Below are 25,693 nucleotides of genomic sequence, written 5' to 3'. Positions count from 1 at the left end.
TTTGGCTAAAATTAATGATTTTTTTTCGATAAAAAAAGAATTAAGTCCACAAGACGAGACGAATAGCCAATTTCATTATCGTACCATCCTACAATTTTTACCATTTTATCGATAACTGATGTTAGTTGTGCGTCAAAAACGCAAGAATTGGTGTTTCCTATAATATCTACAGAAACAATTGGATCTTCGGTGTAAGCTAATATGTTTTTAAATTCATTTTCAGAAGCTTTTTTAAATGCTAAATTGATTTCTTCAATTGAAACTTTTCGGTTGACATTGAATGTAATATCAGTCAAAGAACCATCTGGAACCGGAACACGAATTCCACAGCCACCAATTTTACCATCTAATTCTGGAAAAATTTTAGTTATAGCTTTCGCAGCACCAGTTGTAGTTGGAATTATAGATTGCGATGCACCGCGAGCGCGTCTTAAATCTTTATGTGGTTGATCATGTAAACTTTGATCAGTAGTGTAGGAGTGAACCGTTGTAATATATGCTTGTTCAATACCGCATAATTCTTGAATAATTTTCAGCATTGGCGCCGCATTATTAGTCGTACAACTTGCATTGGAAATAATAGTTTCCGAACCGTCTAAAATATGTTCGTTAACACCTAAAACAACTGTTTTTATTTTTTCATCTTCAGGTGGTGCAGATAAAATTACTTTTTTGGCTCCTGCCGAAATATGTAATTGTGCGGTTTCTGTAGTCTTGAATTTTCCTGTAGCTTCAATAACAAAATCGATATTTAAAGCTTTCCAAGGCAATTTTGAAATATCACTTTCGTGGAAAAATTGAAATTTTAAATCGTCTATAATTAAAGTTTCGTTTTCAACTGAAATTGAACGCTGTAAAACACCATGAATACTGTCGTATTTTACTAAATGACTCATGGTTTTTATATCCGCAATATCATTAATAGCAACAACTTCTATGTTGGGATGATTCAGTAATAATCGGAATAAATTTCTTCCAATTCTTCCAAAACCATTAATAGCGACACGTATTTTCAAATTTTTATTTTATTTATTTGATAAGATTAAATCTTAGTGAATATGTTTTTCTGCATGATAAGATGAACGAACTAACGGACCGCTTTCTACATGAATGAAACCTAATTCTTTACCAATTTTTTCATATTTTTCAAATTGCTCAGGCGTAATGAATTCTTTAACTGGTAAATGTTTTTTACTTGGTTGTAAATATTGACCAATCGTAACTACATCAACTTTTGCGTCTTTTAAATCGTGTAAAGTCTGAATTACTTCTTCTTCAGTTTCACCTAAACCTAACATGATTCCCGATTTCGTACGGTTTAATCCTTGTTCTTTTAAGTATTTTAAAACCGCTAAACTTTTATCGTATTTTGCTTGAATTCGCACTTCACGAGTAAGTCTTCTTACGGTTTCAATATTGTGAGAAACGACTTCTGGAGCCACTTCGATAATTTTATCTAGATGTTTTTCGCTTCCTTGAAAATCAGGAATCAAAGTTTCTAAAGTTGTTTTTGGGTTCATTCTTCGGATAGCTTTCACAGTTTCTGCCCAAATAATGGTTCCCATATCTTTTAAATCATCTCTATCCACACTTGTAATTACGGCGTGTTTGATATTCATGATTTTGATTGAACGCGCTACTTTTTCTGGTTCTTCCCAATCTACATTTTCAGGACGACCAGTTTTTACACCACAAAATCCACAAGAACGCGTACAAATATTTCCTAAAATCATAAACGTTGCGGTTCCTTCACCCCAACATTCACCCATGTTCGGGCAACTACCAGAAGCACAAATGGTATTTAATTTGTATTTGTCTACTAAACCTCTAAGTTCAGTATATTTTTGTCCAACGGGTAATTTTACACGTAACCATTTTGGTTTTGGAGTAGGAGGAAATACGCTTTCTGTTGCCATAATTTTAATCTAAAATCTGTTGCAAATATACAAAACGTAATAAAGAATATTCATAAAAAAACCACAAAATAAAATGCATTTTGTGGTTTCAAAAATTAAGATGTAGTTGTAATATTAATCTTCAGTTTCAACAAGGCTAATTTGTATTGGAAGTCTTTTTTCGCTTCGAACAATTTCACCATTTACTTTTCCTGGTGTCCATTTTTTATTCATGGCTTTTAATACTCTAATCGCTTCTTTTTCTAATGCTTTGTCGCCTTTGCTTACCATTCTAATATCGGTCATTGAACCGTCTTTTTCAATGATAAAAACCAATTCAATTGATAAAACATCTTTGTTAAAAGAGCTTGGCACTTTATAGTTTTCGGCAATAAAAGTTCTGAACTTGTTAATTCCTCCAGGGAAACTTGCTTCTACACCAAATGTACCTCTGTAAATTGTTGTAGTTGATGTTCCTGTTTCTGTTCCAGGATTTGCTGGTAATGGAATTTCTATTCCTTTTGGATCTCCAATCGGACCAGGATTTCCATTTACGTCTCCGTTTGGATTGAATGGAGTTGAATTATCTGGTTTTTCTGGTTCTTCAATTGGTTTAACATTTGGTCTGTCTACTACAACTGGCGGAACTTTATCAGGAGTTAAATTTAACCTTGGATTATCTGTTCCTTTTCTTATGATTGGATTTGGTTCGGCAACTGGAGTTAATTCTACAATCCTTACGAAATCTGGTAGCTCATTTGGTTTAGGTTCAATAATTGGTTTTGGTTCTGGAGTGGTAAATGAAAACAATCCAATTCCAAAAGCAAGAGCTCCGAAAGTGATAAGCATCGCTTTAATTGTTGTAGCGTCACTTTCTTTTCTTAATTGATAAGCACCGTAAGCTTTGTTTCTGTTTTCGAAGGCAATTTCTAGCCATTTTTCGTCTTGTACGTTGAAGTTTGACATAATATATAGTTTTTAAGGTTGGTACTTGTGTATAATTTAAACCTTATGAAATAATCGTGCCAAAAATTCAATAAAATGATAATTTTGTTAAATTATTCTGTATAATTCATGTCGATGTCGTGCGTTTCTGCAATGGTTAAAGTGGCGTAAATAGCTAGAATAAAAACAATTATTCCAACAATGATGGCGCTATTAATCACGCCAGAAGTTGGCTTGAAAAAATCAAAACCAATTAACATTACAGGTAATAATCCTCGAACCATATTCGGAATTGTAGTTGCAGCTGTGCTTCGAATATTTGTTCCAAATTGCTCTGCGCCAACTGTAACAAACATCGCCCAATAACCCGTTCCTAATCCAAACCAAGCGCAGAAAAAGTAATAAGAATTTTCTGTTTTTGCAAAGCCTGAAAGTAATAAACCTACACCAATAATGGTGAAAAGTAGCATATAAAAAATAGCTTTTTTTCTCGATTTTAAATAATGTGAAATAATTCCACTAGCAAAATCACCTACAGAAATTCCAATGTATCCCCACATAATTGCTTTTCCTGGAACTAAGTTTTCAATTCCCATGGCTGCTGCAAATTGATTCGCCATTAAAGCTAAAATTCCAATGCAATACCAAGTGGGTAAACCAATTAAAATGCATTTTAAATATTTTATAAAACGTGTTTTTGAGTTGAAAAGCATGAAAAAATTTCCTTTTTTTACGGAAGAATCGTGCTCAATATCTTTATAAATTCCAGATTCGGAAACACTAACTCTTAAAACTAGTAAAGCCAAGCCTAATGCGCCACCAATAAAATAAGAAGTTGTCCATTCTGAAGTCATTTGAACGGTTAATTGCGCGACAACGGCTCCTAATAATCCAAATCCAGCCACAATTGAAGTTCCAATGGCGCGTAAACTTTTTGGTAACGATTCGGAAACTAATGTGATTCCAGCTCCTAATTCGCCAGCTAAACCAATTCCCGCAATAAAACGTAATGCAGCGTAAATGGTTACGATATTTTCTTGAGGAAATTGTGGTAAAAATCCGCAAGCAATATTCGCTAAGGAATACACTAAAATAGATCCAAATAATACAGAAAGTCGTCCTTTTTTATCGCCTAATATTCCCCAAAGAATTCCACCAATTAATAAACCAGTCATTTGCCAATTGATGATGGTTGTGCCAACTTCGTCCGCATTTAATCCCAAGGAGTTTAAACTCGGCACGCGAACAATTCCGAAAAGTAATAAATCGTAAATATCTACAAAATAACCTAAAGCGGCAATGATAACAGGAATTGAAAAAAGATGTTTTAGTTTTTCAGAAAAAGTAAAGTTTTCCATTTGGTTTTTAAGTTTTGCCAAACCTAATGAAAATTTTTATGAAGTGAAAATCTATTTCTCACTAATAATTTCGGCTAATAATTTTTTAGCACGAAGTAGTTTAATTTTGATATTATTCAATGGTTCATTCAATTGTTCTGCCATGTCTTGATAAGTCATTTCTTGGAAATAACGCAGTTGAATAACTTCTTGATATGCAGGTTTTAGCTGTTTAATTTGTTGTAGTAATTTTGATAAATTTTGTTCGGTAATTAATTTATCTTCAACGGTTGGTGTTTCATCTAAAACTTGATTCGCTAAACTATCTTCTTCATCCGTGATTTCTAAAAATAACGTCGATTTTTTCTTGCGAAGCATATCAATATGTACGTTTTTAGCAATCGTAATTAACCAAGTATTAAAACCAAATTCTGGATTATAAGTCCCGATTTTATCAAATGCTTTCGCGAAAGTTTCAATTACGATATCATCTGTATCGGTTTCGTTTTCCGTGCGTTTTAGCATATAACCGTACACTTCATTCCAATAAAAATCGAGAAGAAAAGTAAAAGCAACTTGATCGCCCAGTTTTGCTTTTTGTATATTTTTAAGTATTTTTTCTTGTTTTACTTCCAATGTACTGGTTTAAAAATCAGATTGGTAAATGCCACTCTGATTTGTGTAATAATTAAAATAATTTCAAAAATCGGATACCAAACAATAACATCTTTTTCGTTTAATTTTGCGGCTCCGTAACCGAAAACAATCCAATTAAAAATATATCGGAATCCTAAAACGCTGGCTACAATAATCCAATTGTATTGGAAAGATAATAAAATTATTGCCAATGTAATACAAAGTACTTGTGAAATAAAAAATAAAGCCAATTGAAATTTATCAAAGCCTTTGTATAATTTCGCTGTAGAAACGTGTCTTCTTTTCTGATTAAACCAATCTTTGTAAGTGGTTTTTGGTTTTGAATACGTGAAACTTTCAGGATTATAACAAATTGCTGTATTCGATTTATTTGCGGCTTCGTTAATAAATAAATCATCATCACCAGAACGTACTCTAATGTGATTGATAAATCCGTTTACGTTGAAAAACTCTGATTTTTTATACGCTAAATTTCGACCAACGCCCATATAAGGTTTACCTATTTTTGCCCAAGAAAAATATTGAATGGCTGTTAAAACGGTTTCGTAACGAATGATTTTATTTAAGAATGAACCTTTAATTTTATCGTAAGCGCCATAACCTAAAACGATAGTTCTTTTGAATGAAAAATGGGATGTCATTTCCGAAATCCAGTTTTCTGAGGTTGGGCAACAATCAGCATCTGTGAATAATAAGTATTCGTTTTTTGCGGCTTTAATTCCTAAGGTTAAGGCGAATTTTTTATTTCCCCAAAATGCTTCATTGTTTTTGACTTTGACTAATTTAATAAACGAATATTGTTTTTCATATTCTTCTAATAAATCTAAAGTTTCATCGTTTGAAGCATCGTCAATTAGTACCAATTCGTAGTTTGGATAGTTTTGAGAAACTAAAACAGGAAGATGTTTTTTTAAGTTTTCAAATTCATTTTTAGCGCAAACAATTACCGAAACCGGAATGCTTTTTGGTGTGTCTTTTTTCGATTGTACAAACGAAAAACGAGTAAAAACAAACGATTGATAAACGAATTGAATGACAAAAAAAACTAAAAATGCAATAAAAAGTATAAGTAAAGTTGTTTCCATGTTCCTTTTAAAAGTTGTGCAAATTTAGGCTTATTTGTTTAGAATTTCAAGTTTAATTTTAAAGGTTTAAAAGAGTTTGGGTTTAGTTTGTGATAATTTCTGAATTGTAAATTTTCATAATTAATTTTCCAAGTTCATAATTGTCGCAAAATGCTGATATACTTGAGTGTATTTCTAATTTGGACAAATTAATGAAATTAGTTTCTAAATTAAATATAATATTATATTCATTTGCTCCAGAGACTGATATTCTTGTGTAATTTTTTTCAAAAGAAACTTTAGTTTTTTCTTTGCTTGCTTCAAAAGCTGACCAATATTTTTTTAAAGTTCTGTTTTTTATAATTTTAAATAGATGAAATTGAGTTTTTACTTTTTCACCAATTTCTTCAAAAGAACTATTAAATGGAATTATAATGCAGTTTTCTTGTTCGAAAATTATTCCATTTATACCTTCTTGATATAGAGGCGCAATTATTATTTCAGAATTTTTTTCAGAAATATAAATCGCAACATTTTTTTGAAACTTTTTTGAACAAAATATTTTAAATATGCTCATCGAATATTTTTCATTTCGTTTGCAATACTTTTCGCACCTTCATTTTCTGATTTCTCTAAATGCGAAATGATACTTTTTTTATTGTTCTCGCTTTTATTTTGAGACAATTTTTTCACAGCATCTATGTTTTGTACAATGATATTAAATGCCAATATTCCGTTAGCTTGACTCATTGTTTCTTTAGAAAGTGATTTCGTCGAAATTGGTTTTTCGCTGTTTTTCTCGTATTTATTGACTAAATTTTCTAAATGTAAAAGCTTTTGTTCTTCGTTTAGTATTTCGATTTTTCCTTCCACATGAACGGCTAGGTAATTCCAAGTTGGCACTTCTTCATAATCATACCAAGAAGAAGAAATATAAGAATGTGCACCAGAAAAAATGGCTAAAACATTTCCGTTTTCTGCGAAATTTTCACTTTGTGGATTTAATTTAGAAATATGTCCAGATAAAATAAGTTGATTGTTATTGCTTTCTTCAATAAACAAAGGAATATGCGTCGCGTTTATTTTATCATTTGATTGATTGACAAGAATGGCAAAACTATTTTCTTCAATAAAACGTAAAATTTCACTTCGATTTTCGTTTAGATAAATATCTGGTATGTACATTTTATTTATAGTTTAAGTTGACTTCGTAAATCGTAAATCACAAATCGTAAATTAAATGACATTCACTTCCGCTTCAATACTAATTCCGTATTTTTCTAAAATAGTTTTCTGAATATTTTGTGCTACGGTCCAAATTTCGTTTCCAGTCGCATTTCCGTAATTCACTAAAACTAAAGCTTGTTTGGTGTGAATTCCTGCATCGCCAAAACGTTTGCCCTTAAATCCAGCTTGTTCAATTAGCCAACCTGCAGGAACTTTTACATGCGTTTCTGAAACAGGATAATGTGGAATTTCTGGATATTCTGCTTTCGCTTTTTCGTAAACTTCAATCGGAACAATTGGGTTTTTAAAGAAACTTCCGCTATTTCCTAATTCTTTCGGATTTGGTAATTTGCTTTCGCGAATCGCAATTACAGCTTTGCTTACCTCTTGAATAGTTGGGTTTTCAATACCCATATTTTCTAATTCTGTGTCAATCGCACCGTAAGAAGTATTTAGTTTGTGATTGTTTTTCGTTAGTTTGAAAACAACTGATAAAATCACATATTGGTTTTTCAATTCGGCTTTAAAAACACTTTCTCTATAGCCAAATTTACAAGCCGTTTTATCGAAAGTTGTAATTTCTTGTGTGTCAATTTTCATAGCTTCACAAGAAACAAAAGTGTCTTTAATTTCTACACCATACGCACCAATATTCTGAATTGGAGTTGCACCTACATTCCCCGGAATTAGAGATAAATTCTCAATTCCACCGTAATTTTTCTGGATACAAAACTGAACAAATTCGTGCCAAACTTCACCAGCATTTCCTTTTACCCAAACAAAATCGTCGTTTTCATCAATAACTTCAATGCCTTTGTTGTTAATATGTAATACTAAAGCATCAATATTTTGAGTCAAAAGCATGTTGCTTCCACCGCCTAAAATAAAGAGTTTTTTATGCTTATTTTCTTGTAAAACTTCAGCTAAATCTGGAACCGAATTCACTTCGCAAAATTCAGTTGCAAAAGCTTCAATACCAAATGTGTTATATTTTTTTAACGATTGTTGTTGTACGATATTCATGTTTTTATTTTTTGAAGCTTTCTGAAAAACTGAAAACTGAGACTGAAAACTTTTTACTATAATGCTTTTCTTAAATCTTCTTCGCTAACAAATTCGTTTTTAAAGAAGGTTTGTTTTCCGTTTTTAATCACAATTATAACTGGTAAACCTTGGTAACCTAACGCGTTAAATAACGATTTGTTTTTATCAGCATCAATTCTGTGAATGATTACTTTATCAGCCATTTCTTTACTCATTTTATCTAAATAAGGCGCCATTTTTTTACATGGTCCACACCATTCTGCATAAAAATCAATCACAACTGTTTTGTCTGAAACCATTAGTTTGTTGTATTCTTCTTGTGTCATTCCAGACCAAACGGCATTAGTTTTCGGATTCGCTTTTTCCCAAGCCATATAACCACCATCTAATTCGATAACGTTTTTAAAACCTAAATCGACTAAATGATTAGCTGCTTTTTTGCTTCTTCCACCACTTAAACAATATACGAAAACTGGTTTTGTTTTGTCTAAATTAGCGACTTGAGTATCAAAAGAATCTCCGTTCCAATCTACGTTTTTAGCATCTGCAATTTTTCCATTCGCGTATTCACTAGGCGTTCTTACGTCTAAAATTTGGGCATCATCCGTTTTTGTAATAGTTGCTTTAAATTCTGTAGCATTAACACTTTTGTAACTTTGACTGTTTGTGCAACTTATTGATAATGTAATAATTGCAGTTGCGATAATTGATTTTAAGTTTTTCATTTTTTTAAATATTAAATATTTTATAACTTTTATGTGTTTGTTTTATGATGTTTTCTGTTCGTTCTGGATGTGTGTCGGAAATGAAAATTTGTCCAAATATATCATCATTTACCATATTGACAATTTGTTGTACTCGAAAAGCGTCTAATTTATCAAAAATATCATCAAAAAGCAAAATAGGTAAGGTTTTCGTGTGTTTTTTGATGAAATCGAATTGTGCTAATTTCAAGGCAATTAAAAACGATTTCTGCTGGCCTTGCGAACCAAATTTCTTCACTGGAAAATCGGAAATATTAAATAAAATATCATCTTTATGAATGCCGACAGTCGTGTATTGCGTAATTCTGTCTTTTTGGAGATTTTGATGTAATAAATTATCTAAAGATTCATGATGCAACTGACTTTCGTATTCAATAGAAACTTTCTCTGCATTTTCCGAAATGACTTCATACAATTCTTGAAAAACAGGTACGAATTGTTCTAAAAATTCTTTTCTTTTCTTGAAAATAATTTGTCCGAATTCCGATAATTGTTCGTTATAAATACTCAAATTATCCGCATCAAAAACCTGATTTAAAGCAAAATATTTCAATAAAGCATTTCGTTGTTGTAACGTTTTTTGATAATTGATTAGCGTATTCAAATACGTAACATCGAAAGTTGAAATGACGTTATCGATAAATTTTCGCCTGGTTTCGCTTCCTTCGATAATTAAATCGGTATCGCTTGGAGAAATAATCACAATCGGAATTAATCCAATATGTTCTGAAAATTTCTCATAAATTTTACCATTTCGTTTTAAAACCTTTTTTTGCGCTTTTTTATAACTGCAAATAATTTGTTCGGTTCGGTTTTCCTTTTCGAAAACGCCATCAATGACAAAAAATTCTTCGCCATGTTTGATGTTTTGCGTGGAAAGTGGATTAAAATAACTTTTTCCAACAGCTAAATGATAAATTGCATCAAGAATTGTTGTCTTTCCGATGCCGTTTTTTCCCACAATAGCATTAATCTTACTTTCAAACTCAAAAGAATTCTCAGTAATATTTTTATAATTGAGTAAAGTTAGTTTTTTTAAAATCACGATTTTTCAGTAAAAAGTGGCAAAAATTACACTTTCGAGTACAAATGTAAGTTCAAATTTTAAAAATATAAATAAAAGCACTTTTAAATTTAAATAAAAAGTATATTTTTGCACCTCTAATAAAATTTTAGTTAAATGGCAACATATAATAAAAGAGGTTATAAATCACCAAAACCTGAAGTAGAAAAAGATCCTGCATTTGATACAACTGTAGAAGAAGTTAATGTAAACGAAAGCGAAAGTACAACAGCTGGCGTATTTAATACATTAGACGAAACTGCAAACAAAACAGAAGAGTGGGTAATTAGAAACCAAAAAGCAATTTTAGGTGTAATTGCAGCAGTTGCAATTGGTACTTTAGGATATATTTTATTCAATAAATTTATTGCGACTCCAAAACAAGAAGAAGCATTTAGAGATATGAATCAAGCGCAAATGTATTTTCAACAAGCTGTTGATGCTACAGAAAAACAAGATTCATTATTTAAATTATCTTTAAAAGGTGGTGAAGGTAAATTAGGTTTCGAAGGAATTATTTCTGAGTATTCAGGAACAAAAGCGGCAAACTTAGCAGAATATTATGCAGGTATGGCGTATTTAAATACAAAACAATTTGATAAAGCTATTGAGCATTTAGATAATTTTTCTTCTAGTGAGAAAGTTTTATCAGCTTTAGCAATTGGAGCAAAAGGTGATGCAAATGCAGAATTAAACAAAAACGAAGAAGCTTTAAAATTATATGTTGAAGCAGCTAACGTTGATGATAATGATTTTGTAACGCCAAGATATTTATTAAAAGCAGCTAATATTGCGATTGTTTTAAATAAAAACGAAGAAGCTTTAGGTTATTTAAAAACGATCAAAGAAAAATACGAAACTTCTCAAGAAGGAAGTTCAGTTGATATTTTAATTGCTTCATTGGAAAAATAATGGCAACCGAAAATAAAAATTTATCTCAATACGATAAAAACACAATCCCAAACGCGAAAGATTTTCGGTTTGGGATTGTTGTTTCAGAATGGAACGAGAACGTAACGGAAGGTTTATATAATGGTGTTTTTTCTGCATTGACCGATTGTGGTGCTTTACCAGAAAATATTAACCGTTGGAATGTGCCAGGAAGTTTCGAATTAATTTTTGGTGCGCGTCAAATGCACGAAAAATTAGAATTAGACGCTGTAATAGTTATTGGTTGTGTTATTAAAGGAGAAACGATGCATTTTGAGTTTGTTTGCGAAGGCGTAACTCAAGGTGTGAAAGATTTGAATTTGCTTTACGATATTCCAACAATATTTTGCGTGTTAACTGATAATACGATGCAACAATCAATTGATAGAAGCGGAGGAAAGCACGGAAATAAAGGCATTGAAGCGGCAATTGCTGCTATTAAAATGATTGATTTGAATAGAAAATAAAATAGAAAATATATTTTAGAAAGCTGGATAGAAATATTCAGCTTTTTTTATTTGACCCAACCCATTTTCTTACGCCATTCTTCAAATTTCAATTGTTTTTCAAACCAATCGCTTGGCGGATTTTCGTTTTCCATTTTGGCTTCTGTTCTTAAATGAGCGGTTTGATGTTCTAAAGTGTTTAGTTTGAGTTTTTTTCTTCTTTCATTCACTTTTTCCAAATCATCAAAAGGAGCAGGAATTAAAATTCCGTTTTCATCCCAGTCAAATTGTGTTCCGTATAGTTGAGGTTTGCCTTCAAAAAAACAAATTCGGTCTTCTAAATAAGCAATATCAATTGGGTTTATGTCTTTTTTTTCTTTCTTCATTAATCGTAAACAGGATTTCATGAAAATAGGTAAACTTATCGAGTGCTGAATAATCAACCAAGCGGCTTCATAGGCTTCTTGTCCGACTTTTTGAATCGTAGGAAAGCCAATTTCTTTTATAATGTGTTTCAGTTTTATAGCATTATCAATATGAATTTTTTCCATTTCGGCATGATAATCTTCAGAAAGTAAATTTTCTTGAAGAAGATGCACTCTAAATTTTAAATCTTTTTCTTTTAATCGAACTATAGAATCGCTATAATTTTTCATATTTCTGAAATTTTCTACAAATTACAAAAATATGTTTGTAATTTTATAGAAGAAGCTCATTTTAATAACTTTTATTCTTCTTAATTTCATTAAATTTGTCGTTTAACTATAAAAAATCAAAACAGATTAATGTCTGGAATTATTCAATTATTACCTGATCACGTAGCCAATCAAATTGCGGCAGGAGAAGTCGTACAACGACCAGCTTCAGTTGTAAAAGAATTGGTTGAAAACGCCGTTGATGCCAAAGCAACCGAAATTAAACTAATCGTAAAAGACGCTGGAAAAACACTGATTCAAGTTATTGATAATGGCTTAGGAATGAATGTAACCGATGCGCGTTTGTGTTTTGAACGTCATGCAACTTCAAAAATTCGTCATGCAGAAGATTTATTTGCTTTACACACAAAAGGATTTCGCGGCGAAGCATTAGCCTCAATTGCTGCTGTTGCTCACGTAGAATTGAAAACCAAACAGGATCAGGAAGAGTTAGGAATTCATATCATAATTGAAGGCAGTAAATTAGTCACTCAAGAAGTGGCGGTTTTACCTAAAGGGACTTCATTTTTGGTTAAAAATTTATTTTTCAATATTCCAGCTCGACGTAATTTTTTAAAATCGGATAATGTCGAATTAAAACACATTATTGACGAATTTGAACGTGTGGCTTTAGCACATCCAAATATTAGTTTTACAATGATTAGCAATGGAAGTGAAGTGTTTAACTTGCCAAGTTCAAATTATCGTCAACGAATTGTAAATATTTTTGGAGGAAAAACGAATGAAAAATTAGTTCCCGTTGCTGAAGAAACCGAAATTTTAAAAATTAGCGGATTTGTTGGGAAACCTGAATTCGCAAAGAAAAACAGATCGGAACAATTCTTTTTAGTGAATAACAGATTTATACGAAGTCCATTTTTGCATCATGCAATTATGAATGCGTACGACGGTTTACTAAGAGACAATAATCAGCCAAGTTATTTTTTATATTTAGAAGTGCCACCGCACACGATAGATATTAATATTCATCCGACTAAAACAGAAGTTAAGTTTGATGATGAACAAGCGTTGTATGCGATTTTACGTTCGACAGTGAAACATAGTTTAGGAATGTTTAATGTTGCTCCAGTTCTAGATTTTGAACGCGATGCGACTTTAGATGTTCCGTATGATTATAAAGATAAAACGATGTCTACACCACTTATTCAGGTTGATAGCACGTTTAATCCGTTTGCCACAGAAACGGAAACCAAGAAATATTCTGGTTCATCTGTTTCCTATGCGAAAAGTACACCAGCACAACCACATTGGGAAAGTTTGTATACCGATTTAAAACAAGATACTTTTGAAGTTTCAACTACGAATTTTGAAAATGAAGTGGTTGCAAGTAAACTTTTTGATGAAACAATTGTGGAAAGTCAGACTTTAATGTACCAATTCAATAGAAAGTATATTATTAAAAGTATGAAATCAGGATTGTTGGTAATTCATCAAAACAGAGCACATCAACGAATTTTGTACGAACAATTTCTGACGAATATTACGGTGCATCAAGCGTCGAGTCAGCAATTATTATTTCCGTTAGAAATTCAATTTTCTAGAGATGAAATGATGTATTTGAAAGAAATCCAACCTAATTTAGAAGGAATTGGTTTTGCTTTTGAGAAAATGGGATTAGATGAAGTAGTAATTTCAGGCTTACCATCGCAAATTGCTGATACGGAAGTCACCCAAATTTTACACGATTTAATTTATAACTTACAAGAAAGTTTACCAGAAGATAGTTTTTCATTATGTGATAGCATTTCAAAATTTATGGCGAAAAGTGTAGCTGTAAAATCAGGTAAATATTTAAATACCATAGAATTAGAAAACCTTGTTAATGGATTGTTTGCTTGTAAAGACCCAAATGTTTCGCCATTTAACAAACAAATATTTATTACATTAACCACAGAAGATTTAGATAAAAGATTTTAAGTATGTTCAACAATATGACACCGGTTGTAAAGCAACTATTGATAATTAATGTTTTGGTTTTTTTATTGAGTCAGGTTTTGCCTCAAAATTATGAAAGCTTATCATTATACTATTTTGAAAGTGAAAAATTTAGATTTTGGCAACCGTTTACACATATGTTTATGCACGCGCCAATGCCAAATTTTATGCATATTTTATTCAATATGTTTGCTTTGGTTTCTTTTGGTTCCGCTTTGGAACATTATTGGGGCGGAAAAAAGTTTTTATTCTTTTACATCGCTTGTGGTTTAGGAGCAGCATTGGTTCAAACCGGAATGAATTACTATGAAATTCATCAAGTTGTAAATCAATTAGGAATATCTCCTCAAGATATGCAAGTTATTTTTGACACACCATTAAGTGAGGTGTTTGATGCTACGGGAAGATCAACTGGAAAAGTGAATGAGATTTTAGAAAAAGTACATTGTACACAAGCAGATTTTGATAAATTATCTCAAATTTATGGTAGTTGCGTTGGTGCTTCTGGAGCAATTTACGGGTTATTAGTAGCATTTGCTTTTATGTTCCCAATGGCAGAATTAATGATGATATTTGTTCCAATACCAATAAAAGCAAAGTATTTTGTGCCGATTATCGTTGGTTTAGATTTATTTTCTGGAACAACAGGATTCTCTATATTTTCTGGTGGTGGGAATATTGCCCATTTTGCCCACGTTGGTGGTGCTTTAACAGGTTTTATTTTAATGATGCTTTGGCGAAATAATAAGTTTACGCATACAAGGTGGAATTAGGTTTTTAAAGAGCCAAGTAAAAAGTAAAAAGAATTAAGTAAAAAGTAAAGAATTTAAATGAATATCTTAAACGAAATAAAACAGCAATATAAAAGTGGTGATGTGTCTCAAAAATTAATTTTTATTAATATTTTGGTATTCATTCTAAGTGCTTTCTTTTTCGATTTTATTTCCAATCAGTTTCAATATCCAAATTGGTTGGCATTGTCTTCCAATTATAAAGAGGTGATGTGGTTTCCTTGGACATTGCTTACGTATGGTTTTCTACATTCTGAACCGATTCATCTAATTTTCAATTTGATTTTTTTGTACTACATCAGTACCTTATTTTATACATTTTTTAATACCAGACAATTTTTAACGGTTTACTTTTTTGGAAGTTTTTTTGCCGGATTAATTTTTGTTGCCTACGGATTTTTCTTCAATTACAACAACTTAATTGTAGGAGCAAGTGCTTCTATTATGGCGATTTTCATTGCTGTTGCGACATATGCACCATATTATTCACTTCGATTGCCCTTAATTGGTTATGTGAAAATTTGGCATTTGGCCGTTTTGTATATTTTTATTGATGTAGCTCAATTATTATCTGAAAATACGGGCGGACATATTGCACATTTATCTGGAAGTGTAGTTGGTTTTGCTTTTGCGATGTTGATGAAAAAAGGAATTAATATTAGTGAAATATTTCTCTTTAAAAAGAAAAAAAACACTACATTTAAAAAAGTTTACAAAAATAAGCCTGCAAAAAAGTACCAATCTGTTCGTGTGGCAGATGTCAATTTTATTCAAAGACAAATTGATGAAATACTAGATAAAATTAGTAAATCGGGATATGATAGTTTAACAAAAGAGGAAAAAGAATTTCTTTTTAAAGAAAATAAATAGCGTGTTCAAAGGGTTGTCATTTATTTCTAAAACCATGTTGTTTTTTAATGTAGTTCTTGCGATTACTACATTGATGGCTTATCTATTACCTTTTTTGGCACCAAAATGGTTTCCTTTTTTAAGCGTCTTAACCTTGTTTTTGCCTTTCTTTTTAGTGTTGAATTTGATGTTTTTCTTGTTTTGGTTAATTCAATTTAAGAAATACATTTTCGTCTCTGGTTTGGTGTTATTGTTAGGAATTACTTTTATCAATAAATTTTACAATTTACAAGCAACGGAATTACCAAAATCTGACAAAGATTTTACCATTATGAGCTATAACGTACGTTTGTTTAACAAATTCAATTGGTATCAAAAAGCAAATATTCCAGCACAAATTGCACAATTCGTAGCAGATAAAAATCCAGATATTTTATGCATTCAAGAATATTCAGATTTAGAAAAGACGAAGTTTTCGGATTATAAATACCAACAAATTTTTAAAGAAGGAGAAAATATTATTGTTGGAAATGCTATTTTTTCGAAATATAAAATTATTGATAAAGGTGTAATAAACTTTCCTAATTCTACAAATAATGCAGTTTATGCAGATATTATTAAAGAAAAAGATACGCTTCGCGTGTATAGTATGCACTTGCAATCTATAAAAATTAGTACCGATATTGAGGATGAGAAAATTCAGAAAATAAATGAATCTAAAACAAAATATATTTTTAGAAAAATAAGCGATGCGTTTACCAAACAACAAGAGCAAGCTTTATTGTTAAAAGCGCATTACAGCGATTGTAAGTTCAAAAAAATTATTTGTGGCGATATGAATAATAGCGCTTTTTCTTTTGTGTACAGAACCATAAAAGGTTCAATGCAAGATACTTTTGAAGCAAGCGGTGCTGGATTCGGGAAAACCTATAATTTTAAATATTATCCTGCTCGAATTGATTATATTTTTGCTGATAAAACCATTCAAGTTAAAAGTTTTGAAACTTTAAATGAGTTTTATAATAGTGATCATTTTCCTTTAATTTCGAGGTTAGAAATTAAATAATATCCAAATCATATTTATCTAAAAGCCCACTTAAATTATCGTTTGAAAACTTCGTTTTACTTAATTTGTTGTTTTCTGGATTGATGGAGAAATGAATGGCTGTAGTGAAATCTGTTTTTTCTAAATTAGTGTTTTCGAAAATAGATTTCGATAAATCACAAGAATAAAATTTTACAGAAGTTAAGTTGCAACTTGAAAAATCAACATCTATAATTTTAGAATTATTGAATTTTGAATTTTTCAAATTCATTTTGAAAAACGAACAGACTTGTAAAACGCAAGATTCAAAAGAAACTTCAAATAAAAAATCGTTACAATATTCAAATTGCATTCCTAATAAAGTACATTCTTGAAATACAACTTCTTTAAATGAAGTATTACTAATTATTGGCGATTCGAAGTTGCAATTAATAAATTCGCAGTTTACAAAATTACTTTTTGAAAGTGTAGTTCTGCTAAAGTTACAAGAATTAAAAACACAAGTGTCATATTCAGCAATTTCAAATGGCTCGTTTGAATAATTTACTTTATTGAAAGTGGAATCGATAATTAGTTGCATACGTATAATTATAAAAAAAAAAATCCAAAATCTGTCATTCTGAACTTGTTTCAGAATCTCAAAAATTGGATTTTTTGATTATTCAGATTCTGAATCAAGTTCAGAATGACAAATAATTCAGTTAATTTTGTTCTCTTGTTTTTCTTTCTTTAATCCATTCTCCTAAACGTTTTCCGTATTTCGACTTAGCAACTTTTGGACTTAATGTTTTATTAATAGTGTCCAATAGTTTTAAATTCGCATCTGGAATTTCAGTTAAAGCAATATATGGTGAAACTTCATATTTCGGATTTACTAAAGCGAAATTAGCCGTAAACAAATATTTTCTTATAGTTAATTTGTCACGTTTATTATTGATTTCTTCAGTAATAGCCGCATTTTTAGTGGTGTTGTTTTTAAGCTCTTTTTCTAATAAAACTAAATTCTCATCATTTAAATTTGTTTTAATTTTTAAGTATTTTTCATATACTTTTTGATTTTCAGAACCTGAAACTTTTGCATTTGTAAAAAAACCATTTAAGGTAGTTTCAATTTTCATTTTACCAGGTTCAGCAAAAAAGAGTATACTATTGTCGTTAGATTCAGTTGTTCCACGATCTAAAGATAAATATAACATTTGTGGCTCGTCAATTTGAAATTTAGTTTCAAAATTAGATTCACCAGCAATAATAATACTATCTAAAATAACTAAATTTGTATCTTTAAGTTGATGAATGTATAATTTACCTTGTTTTAAACCTTCTACATTTCCTGTTAATTCTACATTTCCAGTTTTGTTATCCGATTTGCTACAAGCAAAAAGTAAAACTATAGTTGCTAATGCAATAATTTTTTTCATATTCAAATTTTAAGAACTGCAAAGAAAATAAAAAAATCCTCAAATTAATAGTAATTTGAGGATTTTATATTTTTATATTTTAAATTTAATTAACCTTTTAACCAAGCATTTTTAACAGCTTCTTTTGTTTTATCGGTTGCAATAAATCCAGCTTTTATTTCTTTTGGTAAGTTAACTTTACCTTTTAAAATTTGGTCTTTTCCGTCTCTAGTTACAGTAACTGAAATAGCATCACCATCTTTCCAAGATTCACTAACAGAAATTAAATCGTAAATGTTTTCTACAGTGTATTCTTTATCATTAATAGATTTTATAACATCATTACCTTTAATTCCTAAACTTGTCATAAAAATGTTATTACTAACATCTTCTAAGGCTTTAATTTGTTTAGTGGTTTTGTCAAATGTAATTAATGGAACTCTTCCGTCTTTTAAGAATGGATTTCCTGAAACAGAAGTTTTTGCTTTAATAACTCCCATTTTTGCGAAATAGTCATCATAAGGAATTGGTGTTTCACCAGCTACATATTTATTTAAAAATTCACCAATTTGTGGATATGTAATTCTTGTAATTGTAGCAAATAAATCTTCATCATTAAATGGTTTGTTATTTCCATATTCATTAGATAAATCTTTCATTAAGCTTAAAATTCCTCTTTGCCCATTGCTTAATTCTCTCAACTGAATATCAATACACATTGCAATTAAAGCACCTTTTTGATATACATTTAAGTATTGGTCTTTATATGGTTGTTGCAAAACGTTTTTACTCATTTTTGTAAAACTCATTTTGTCGTTCATTGAATTCGCTTCTTCAATTTTTCCAGCCATTCTTTTGTAGAAATCTTCTTCTGAGATTAAACCTTGATTTACTTGGAATAAGTTAGCAAAATATTCTGTAATTCCTTCATACATCCATAAATGCTCAGACATTTGTGGTTTGTTGAAGTCGAAATAATGAATTTCTCTTGAATGAACACTTAAAGGCGTTACAATATGGAAGAATTCGTGAGAAACTACATCTTTTAATTGTTCTTGTAATGCTTCTAATGGCATCATTTCTGGCATAACAACTGTTGTAGAAGTCATGTGCTCTAAAGCTCCGAAACCTTTAGCGTCTTTCGCTTTTACATCAGATAAATACAATAAAACGGTGTATTTTTTGTTTGCATTAAACTTTCCTAAGAATTTTTTTTGCGCTCTCATGAACTTTTCAGTTTCTGGAGTAATATCTGCCGCTTTAAATTTTCCAGTTGGAGAATATACACTGATTACAATGTCCATTCCTTCAACATTAAATTCTGTATAGTCTGGTTTAGTATACATCATTGGGTTATCAACCAATTCTCCATATCTTGAAGCATTGTAAACATCAACTTCATTACTTGGATTTGTATCAACTAAAGAAGTTGCTCCCCATAATGTGGCAGGGTGTTTTACTTCAACTGTATACGGAACTTCAGATTTTCCTTCAAAATACCCTATAAAACCGTGTGTATTTAACATAAAGTTTTCACCCGCTTTAATGTTTGTTCCTGCTGGTGAGAAAATATCTTCGCTTTCGCCAAAACCTGCGCCACCTTCAGTGTCATAAGTATCGCTTACATTATAAGTTACTTTCGCTAATTTTGTTGCATCGTAAATGGTATATGAATTTTCATCCATTTTCGCAATTTTTAAAGGATTTCCTTTTTTGTCGAAAGCTTTTACATTATCTACAAATCTTCCGTAATTGTCTTCAGAATAAGTTCCTGGAACAATTTTTGGAATATTGAAAGTTGTAGTTTCAGTAGTTATTGTTGGATTTGTAATTGTAACTTTTACTTTATCGTCGATTACATTTACTAAATCGATACTAACGGCAACATTATTATTTGTTGTGTTTGCTGCGGTTGTAACATTTGAAGTTTTACAACTCATCAAGAAAATTGCGCAACTTAGTGTGATTAATACTTTTTTCATTTTTATTTTATATTTTTCAATTGATTCATAGAATTAGTATATGTTCAGTCGAAATTGTTACAAAAAAAAAGAATCCCGTTCCAAATTTCAGAACGGGATTCTTTTAATCAAATTTATTTTTAAAATAGTATTTACTATCTAAGTCGTCAATGTCATCTTCTAAAGCATTTGGTTTGAACGTTTTTGGTTTGGGTTTTCCAGCCGCAACCTTCTTTTTCCAAAGCTCAAAATTGTCTTTAGAAAGTTTTTTGCGCATAATCTCAGTTACTTCACTTTCTGTAATGCCAAATTCTTCTTTAATTACTTCAAAAGGTTTTTTTTCCTCTTGAGCCATGCTAATTACGCGTTCTGTTTCTTCGTAACTTAGTTCAATCTTTTTACTTTTTCTCATTAGTGAAAAGCATAATTTATTAGTTATAATTTTTTAGTATCAAATGATGTTCCAATATTAATAAAAAAATATATTTTGGAACAAAAAAATATGTGTTTTTTTTAAATAATTTTTCTGAAAGTCAGATTAATCCTAGGATTTTTAGATTTTGATGCTTTTGGGATTTGATGTTTGTAATGAATTTGAGCTCCATTTTTCATTACTAATAAACTACCATGTTGTAAAACTATAGATTGTTTGACTTCTTTATTTGTATTGTGTTTAATTTGAAAAACTCTTTCTTCACCTAAGCTTAATGATGCAATTATAGGATCTCGTCCTAATTCTTTCTCATTATCGGCATGCCAACCGTTACTGTCTTTTTCATTTCTATACAAATTTAATAAAATTGTTGTAAAATGTTCTTCAATTGTATTCTCAATTTCATCTTTAATGAAGGTTAAAGTACTATTAAACGGATGTGGATGCATCACAATGTTAGAATAACCATATGATTTTCCATCGTTTCCATAAAGAGAAGTCAAGCGCGGTTGCAATATTTTTTTTCCGAAAATGGTAATTTCATCATGTTGCCAAGATGTATCTTTCAGTAAAGTTTCGAAAAATAAATCAGCTTTTTCTTTCGAGAAAAAATTCGGGTAATAAATAAACTCGGCATCGGGTAAATTTAATTGGATGGGTTCTTCGTTAAATAAATTAAGCATAAAAAAAGCGATGAAAGTTTCACCGCTAATTTATTTATTATTTGTTAGATTATGATTTATCTTGAAGTAAATTTTTATAAACAAAACCAGCAACTATGGCTCCTAAAATTGGTGCTGCCCAAAATAACCAAACTTGAGAAAGTGGTTCTCCGCCAGTAAATACGGCTTGAGATAATGAACGTGCTGGGTTTACAGATGTATTTGTAATTGGAATACTAATTAAATGAATTAAGGTTAAACCTAATCCAATAGCCACTCCAGCGAATTTTCCGTTTGCGAATTTGTCCGTTGCACCTAAAATAATTAATAAGAAAAACAGCGTTAGTACAAATTCTGCAGTGAATGCTGCTGACATAGAATAACCTTGAGGCGAAAAAGCTCCAAAACCATTGGAAGCAAATGCACCGGCTTTTGTGTTATCAATTGCAAAGCCATCTTTTCCAGATAAAATAAAAAATAATGTTCCAGCAGCGGCAATAGCACCAACACATTGTGAAATAATATAAGGTAAGATGTCTTTGGCTTCAAATCTTCCGCCAGCCCATAGACCTAAGGTTACAGCTGGATTAAAATGTCCGCCCGAAATATGCCCAACAGCATAAGCCATTGTTAATACTGTTAATCCAAATGCTAAAGAAACTCCTGCGAAACCAATGCCTAAGTCGGGAATTCCAGCGGCAAATAATGCACTACCACAACCTCCAAAAACAAGCCAATACGTTCCAAAAAACTCTGCTAATAATTTTCTCATAGTAAATAGTTTAATTTTACAAAAAATGTAAAATGGTTAGTATAACTAAATTACTGAAAAAATTGTGATGAGTAATTCTTTGAAAATAAACTTATTAACAAGAAATTTTAGATTTTCTTTTTAGAAAAGTTAATGTTCATAATAACAATTGCTAATATAATTAACAAAATACCGAACCATTGCCAGATTACCACTTCTTCTTTTAAAATTAAATAGGCCATCATTACAGAAACCGGTAATTCTAAAGAAGCCACAATACTTCCTAACCCTAACCCTGTTTTGGGGAAACCAGCATTAAGTAACATTGGAGGAATTATAGTTCCGAAAAGTGCTAAGAATAATCCGTAATTTTTGAAAATCTCAAAATTTAATGAACCAGTTTGAGTGAAAGCAGAAAAAGTAAATACAATTACAGCGCCACCCAAAAGCATATATAAACTTCTTTGTGCAGAAGAAATTCCTAAAGCGACTTTGTTTGCAGTGAACATAGTAGTAGTGAAAGAGGCTGCGGCTAAAATTCCCCAGAAAATTCCTCTCCAATCTAATTCGATATTGAATTCATATAATTTTGTGGCTAAGAAAGTACCAAAAAGTACAATTACAACAGAAACTATTTTTTGAGTTGAAGGTAGTTTTTTATCTAAAAACCATTCTAATAAAACACCCATCCAAACGGTTTGCATTAATAAAACAATGGCAATTGAAACATCAATATATCGTACACATAAATAGTAAAATACACTTGTCATCCCTAATGAAGTTCCAGCAATCATTAATTGAGCGATGTTTTTTGTACTTGCTTGAACTGCTTTTTCTTTGTTGTTGAATTTCTGAAATAAATTAATGATTAACACACCAATTATTCCATATATAAATTGTGAAGAAGTTACTTCAGCTGTTGTAAAACCATCTTTATATGCCAATTTAACAAAAGTGGCTAGCATTCCGTAGCTCGTTGCACCTAAAGCCACTAAAAAAACTCCTTTTAATATATCATTTCTCATTTTCTCATTTTTAAAAAGCCGACAAAGATATGATTTTAAACTAGAACAGACTCAAGTCGTTTAGTTTTCTTCCATTAAATCTTTTAAATGCACACGTAAAGCATTCACAGAAATGCTGACTTCCCAAAATGAAATGCCTAATGAAATAAGTAACGATAATAAACTCACGCCAAAAACATAAATTCCAATTGTTTCATAATTTAAGAAGAGTAAAAACATGGCAAAAACGGATAAAAACAAACATAAAACACCAAAAAGTTGCATGTATCTAATTAATGTAATTCGTTTGTTTAAATTTTTAATTTCTATTAAAATCGATTTGTTATGATCTTGGTCGTAATTTTTCTTTAAACTTCTCACAATTTGAGCAATGGTTAAAAACCGATTGGTGTAGGCTAATAAAATTAGTGAAGTAGCTGAAAATAAAAGCGCTGGAGTTTCAATAGATAGATTCATTTGTTAGAATTTAGTAGTGCAGAGTTACAATGTTTAAAGATAATTATTTTAACTGAGACTTTTAGTGTAACTAATTTAGGAATTTTACTACTAACTGATGAAATCATTTTAGATTTTTATTTAAAATTTATGAAAAAAATAGTTCAAGGTTTCTTATTTTCCTTGTGTTTTGTGCCATTTGTTCAAGCTCAAGATTCTACAAAAGTTAAAAAGGAAGAAGCTCCAAAAGAAAATCAAATTGAAGAAGTAAAGATTGTCAAGTACAAAAAAGCCATTGAGCAAAAACCTGACAGAACTATTTTTAATATTGCCGATCAGCCTAATTTAAATACCGGAACTTTGATGGAAACTATCAAGCAATTACCAGGTTTGATTGCTTCAGATGTTGCCGGAATGATGTATCAAGGAAAGCAATTGGAAGTGTTTTTAGATGGTCGGCCGTTAAATATTTCAAGTAACGAATTGAATTCTTTTTTAGAAGGAATGCCTGCAAATTCAGTCGATAAAATTGAAGTCATTACGCAACCTGGAGCTGAATTTCCAGCTACTTCTGGTGGAGCTATTTTGAACATTATCACTAATAAAAATGCAAAAAAATACTTAAGCGCAACATACACAAGTAGTTCTGCATTTAATTCTTATGATAAGATACGTTACAGAACTTACAATAGTGTGTTGTTAAATGCGAAAAATAAATATTTTGGATGGCAATTAAATTTCGGACAAAATTATAGAGAAAATGCGGTTTGGACAGCGTTTTCGAATACAAATAATAATGCAATTTTGTCCAAAACACAAAGTGATAGAATCAATAGAACACAGTTTTTAAAATCGGGTTTAACTTTTGATATTAAGAAAGACAGATTGTTACTAAATTACGATGTAAATTACGGAAATAGTAATAGTGAAACGGAAGGTTATGGATTAGGATTTACGACTTCCGACAAAGGGAAATCTCATAATACAAGACAAGATGCAACAATAACATATCAGAAAAGATTTGATAACAAAAATCAAAAATTAGATTTCGTTTTCAATTATAACAATAATAAAAACGATTTTAATTTATTTTCTGATGTTTTAGGAAATACAGTTTTAGACAACTATTCAAATCAAAATTATTATAACGGAAAATTCGATTATTCCCAAGGTTTAAAAATTTTAGATGAAGGAAAAGTGAGTTTTGGAGCTTTGTACGAAAAACTACTTTTTGAAGCTAAAAACTTCAATGCTACAAATTTAGAATATCAAAGAGTAACAGCTGCAACCTACTTAGAATTTCAAGCGAAATACAATAAATTCGATTTTATTTTAGGTTCACGTGCTGAAAAATATGAAATTGGAGGAAAAACACCAACAGCAGATTTAATTCCATTTGAACAATTTCGATGGTTCCCGAATGCAACGATTCAGTATAATTTAACGCCGCAGATTTTCTTCAATGTGAATTATAATAAGAAAATTACATTGCCATCAACTTCTGCTTTAAATCCGAATAATACCACGTATCAAAATCAAAACATCAATACATTTGGTAATCCGAATTTACAACCCACCATTTTTGATAATTTTGAAGTCAAGTTAAGTGCATTTGATTACGCTTATATTGGTTATAATTTGAGTAGTGCAAAAAACCAAGTGGTACAACAAGTTAGTTTAAATGGGAATGTAGTTGAAAACACTAATTTTAATGTTTCAGAAGTTAAAATTCATAATTTCACTTTTGCATTTCCTTTGCCATATATGCTTTTTACAAAGGGTTTGAAAGAAACGATGAAATTTGATGTAAATCCGGATACACTTAATTTTATCTATTTTTATATGGGTTATCAATTACATCAAGTCCCAAATTTGGACACTAAAGGATTTTGGAATTTCAATTTAATGTCGCAAATTTTATTGCCAAAAAAGATAAAATTTGTCACGGAGTTTGGTCTTGTTACTTCAGGTGGAAATTATTTCTATTTTGTTGCTGACAAGCCTTTTAATAATTATGTTGATATGACTTTTAGCAAGAAATTCTTAAATGATCAATTGACAGTTTCTATTTTTGGTGATGATATTTTTAACATGAACAGAAGTTATTTCAGACCAGTAAATGATCCTTTATTATCTTACAGTAAAAGTGATACTCGTAAATTTGGTTTTACTCTTAACTACAAATTGCCAACAAAAAATAAAGCAGCAAAAGTGGATCAAAATATGCTAAAAGAAGAGAAAAAAGATGACGGCGGAACCGTTATTGGAAATTAAAAAAAAAAGCCATTTGTCATGATAACAAATGGCTTTTTTTATAGTTT

The 25,693-nt window shown here is 30.6% G+C and carries 27 protein-coding genes; 7 read left to right on the top strand and 20 right to left on the bottom strand.

The window, feature by feature from the left end; all coding sequences use genetic code 11:
* Positions 1 to 11: 11 nt before the first annotated feature.
* From gap to recF, 11 genes are all read right to left on the bottom strand, one after another.
* Entirely contained in the window at positions 12 to 1,016 is a 1,005-nt protein-coding gene (gap, locus tag BMX42_RS04345; protein WP_091309299.1) for a type I glyceraldehyde-3-phosphate dehydrogenase, read from the bottom strand.
* A 33-nt stretch (positions 1,017 to 1,049) separates the two neighbouring features.
* Positions 1,050 to 1,916, bottom strand: coding sequence for a lipoyl synthase (gene lipA, locus BMX42_RS04340; protein ID WP_091309295.1), 867 nt, complete (start codon positions 1,914 to 1,916; stop codon positions 1,050 to 1,052).
* A 114-nt stretch (positions 1,917 to 2,030) separates the two neighbouring features.
* Positions 2,031 to 2,861 carry an energy transducer TonB gene (locus BMX42_RS04335; RefSeq protein WP_091309292.1) on the bottom strand — a complete coding sequence of 277 codons (831 nt, stop codon included), beginning with the start codon at positions 2,859 to 2,861 and terminating at the stop codon, positions 2,031 to 2,033.
* Between the two features lie 92 nt (positions 2,862 to 2,953).
* A complete protein-coding gene (locus BMX42_RS04330; RefSeq protein ID WP_091309289.1) occupies positions 2,954 to 4,198 on the bottom strand; it encodes an MFS transporter in 1,245 nt (414 codons plus the stop codon).
* Positions 4,199 to 4,249: 51 nt separating this feature from the next.
* Positions 4,250 to 4,813 (bottom strand): RNA polymerase sigma factor, encoded by a 564-nt coding sequence (locus BMX42_RS04325; RefSeq protein WP_091309285.1) that lies wholly within the window; start codon positions 4,811 to 4,813, stop codon positions 4,250 to 4,252.
* Positions 4,804 to 5,919: a glycosyltransferase gene (locus BMX42_RS04320; RefSeq protein ID WP_091309281.1), complete on the bottom strand. Its 1,116-nt coding sequence runs from the start codon at positions 5,917 to 5,919 to the stop codon at positions 4,804 to 4,806. Before BMX42_RS04320 ends, BMX42_RS04325 begins: the two co-directional genes overlap by 10 nt.
* Positions 5,920 to 6,001: 82 nt before the next feature.
* The gene (locus BMX42_RS04315) at positions 6,002 to 6,475 is read right to left on the bottom strand and encodes a hypothetical protein (RefSeq protein ID WP_091309277.1); all 474 of its coding nucleotides are present in this window, start codon (positions 6,473 to 6,475) and stop codon (positions 6,002 to 6,004) included.
* The gene (locus BMX42_RS04310; RefSeq protein WP_091309273.1) at positions 6,472 to 7,083 is read right to left on the bottom strand and encodes an FMN-binding negative transcriptional regulator; all 612 of its coding nucleotides are present in this window, start codon (positions 7,081 to 7,083) and stop codon (positions 6,472 to 6,474) included. Before BMX42_RS04310 ends, BMX42_RS04315 begins: the two co-directional genes overlap by 4 nt.
* 51 nt (positions 7,084 to 7,134) lie before the next feature.
* A complete protein-coding gene (gene murB / locus BMX42_RS04305) occupies positions 7,135 to 8,208 on the bottom strand; it encodes a UDP-N-acetylmuramate dehydrogenase (protein WP_262487627.1) in 1,074 nt (357 codons plus the stop codon).
* On the bottom strand, positions 8,205 to 8,894 hold the full coding sequence (locus BMX42_RS04300) for a thioredoxin domain-containing protein (protein ID WP_091309266.1): 690 nt from the start codon (positions 8,892 to 8,894) through the stop codon (positions 8,205 to 8,207). The genes murB and BMX42_RS04300 overlap by 4 nt, the downstream gene beginning before the upstream one ends.
* A gap of 4 nt (positions 8,895 to 8,898) precedes the next feature.
* A complete protein-coding gene (recF, locus tag BMX42_RS04295) occupies positions 8,899 to 9,978 on the bottom strand; it encodes a DNA replication/repair protein RecF (RefSeq protein WP_091309262.1) in 1,080 nt (359 codons plus the stop codon).
* 135 nt (positions 9,979 to 10,113) lie between these two features.
* Between recF and BMX42_RS04290 the strand changes: the two genes are divergently transcribed.
* Both BMX42_RS04290 and ribH read left to right on the top strand, forming a co-directional pair.
* Positions 10,114 to 10,908 (top strand): tetratricopeptide repeat protein, encoded by a 795-nt coding sequence (locus BMX42_RS04290; RefSeq protein ID WP_091309259.1) that lies wholly within the window; start codon positions 10,114 to 10,116, stop codon positions 10,906 to 10,908.
* On the top strand, positions 10,908 to 11,393 hold the full coding sequence (gene ribH / locus BMX42_RS04285) for a 6,7-dimethyl-8-ribityllumazine synthase (RefSeq protein WP_091309256.1): 486 nt from the start codon (positions 10,908 to 10,910) through the stop codon (positions 11,391 to 11,393). Before BMX42_RS04290 ends, ribH begins: the two co-directional genes overlap by 1 nt.
* A 47-nt stretch (positions 11,394 to 11,440) precedes the next feature.
* On the opposite strand, the gene BMX42_RS04280 is transcribed toward ribH, so the two are convergent.
* Positions 11,441 to 12,028, bottom strand: coding sequence for a DUF6624 domain-containing protein (locus BMX42_RS04280; RefSeq protein WP_091309253.1), 588 nt, complete (start codon positions 12,026 to 12,028; stop codon positions 11,441 to 11,443).
* A 129-nt stretch (positions 12,029 to 12,157) separates the two neighbouring features.
* On the opposite strand from BMX42_RS04280, the gene mutL reads away from it, so the two are divergent.
* From mutL to BMX42_RS04260, 4 genes are read left to right on the top strand one after another with little or no spacing between them, the layout of a single operon-like run.
* Entirely contained in the window at positions 12,158 to 14,005 is a 1,848-nt protein-coding gene (gene mutL / locus BMX42_RS04275) for a DNA mismatch repair endonuclease MutL (protein ID WP_091309250.1), read from the top strand.
* Between the two features lie 14 nt (positions 14,006 to 14,019).
* Complete coding sequence (locus tag BMX42_RS04270) at positions 14,020 to 14,796, top strand: rhomboid family intramembrane serine protease (protein WP_245748239.1); 777 nt, start codon at positions 14,020 to 14,022, stop codon at positions 14,794 to 14,796.
* 57 nt (positions 14,797 to 14,853) lie between these two features.
* Positions 14,854 to 15,684, top strand: coding sequence for a rhomboid family intramembrane serine protease (locus BMX42_RS04265; RefSeq protein WP_091309244.1), 831 nt, complete (start codon positions 14,854 to 14,856; stop codon positions 15,682 to 15,684).
* A 34-nt stretch (positions 15,685 to 15,718) separates the two neighbouring features.
* Complete coding sequence (locus BMX42_RS04260) at positions 15,719 to 16,729, top strand: endonuclease/exonuclease/phosphatase family protein (protein WP_091309241.1); 1,011 nt, start codon at positions 15,719 to 15,721, stop codon at positions 16,727 to 16,729.
* Here the strand turns inward: BMX42_RS04260 and BMX42_RS04255 are convergent.
* The 8 genes from BMX42_RS04255 to BMX42_RS04220 form a co-directional block, all read right to left on the bottom strand.
* Positions 16,722 to 17,288, bottom strand: a complete 567-nt coding sequence (locus BMX42_RS04255; RefSeq protein WP_091309238.1) for a pentapeptide repeat-containing protein — start codon at positions 17,286 to 17,288, stop codon at positions 16,722 to 16,724. The genes BMX42_RS04260 and BMX42_RS04255 overlap by 8 nt on opposite strands.
* Positions 17,289 to 17,409: 121 nt before the next feature.
* Positions 17,410 to 18,126: a DUF4369 domain-containing protein gene (locus BMX42_RS04250; RefSeq protein ID WP_091309235.1), complete on the bottom strand. Its 717-nt coding sequence runs from the start codon at positions 18,124 to 18,126 to the stop codon at positions 17,410 to 17,412.
* An 89-nt stretch (positions 18,127 to 18,215) separates the two neighbouring features.
* Complete coding sequence (locus tag BMX42_RS04245) at positions 18,216 to 20,087, bottom strand: M61 family metallopeptidase (RefSeq protein ID WP_091309233.1); 1,872 nt, start codon at positions 20,085 to 20,087, stop codon at positions 18,216 to 18,218.
* Positions 20,088 to 20,190: 103 nt separating this feature from the next.
* The gene (locus tag BMX42_RS04240) at positions 20,191 to 20,478 is read right to left on the bottom strand and encodes a TIGR03643 family protein (protein ID WP_091309229.1); all 288 of its coding nucleotides are present in this window, start codon (positions 20,476 to 20,478) and stop codon (positions 20,191 to 20,193) included.
* 101 nt (positions 20,479 to 20,579) lie between these two features.
* Positions 20,580 to 21,182, bottom strand: coding sequence for an alpha-ketoglutarate-dependent dioxygenase AlkB family protein (locus BMX42_RS04235; protein ID WP_091309225.1), 603 nt, complete (start codon positions 21,180 to 21,182; stop codon positions 20,580 to 20,582).
* A 49-nt stretch (positions 21,183 to 21,231) separates the two neighbouring features.
* The gene (gene aqpZ, locus BMX42_RS04230) at positions 21,232 to 21,933 is read right to left on the bottom strand and encodes an aquaporin Z (RefSeq protein ID WP_091309222.1); all 702 of its coding nucleotides are present in this window, start codon (positions 21,931 to 21,933) and stop codon (positions 21,232 to 21,234) included.
* A gap of 107 nt (positions 21,934 to 22,040) precedes the next feature.
* Positions 22,041 to 22,937 (bottom strand): EamA family transporter, encoded by an 897-nt coding sequence (locus BMX42_RS04225; protein ID WP_091309218.1) that lies wholly within the window; start codon positions 22,935 to 22,937, stop codon positions 22,041 to 22,043.
* Positions 22,938 to 22,997: 60 nt separating this feature from the next.
* Positions 22,998 to 23,393, bottom strand: coding sequence for a DUF2721 domain-containing protein (locus BMX42_RS04220; protein ID WP_091309215.1), 396 nt, complete (start codon positions 23,391 to 23,393; stop codon positions 22,998 to 23,000).
* Positions 23,394 to 23,522: 129 nt separating this feature from the next.
* Between BMX42_RS04220 and BMX42_RS04215 the strand changes: the two genes are divergently transcribed.
* A complete protein-coding gene (locus BMX42_RS04215) occupies positions 23,523 to 25,646 on the top strand; it encodes an outer membrane beta-barrel family protein (protein ID WP_091310878.1) in 2,124 nt (707 codons plus the stop codon).
* The last annotated feature ends 47 nt before the right edge of the window (positions 25,647 to 25,693 follow it).

This window comes from Flavobacterium terrigena, assembly GCF_900108955.1.
Classification (GTDB): Bacteria; Bacteroidota; Bacteroidia; order Flavobacteriales; family Flavobacteriaceae; genus Flavobacterium; species Flavobacterium terrigena.
This window is presented reverse-complemented; position numbering and strand designations above follow the sequence as displayed.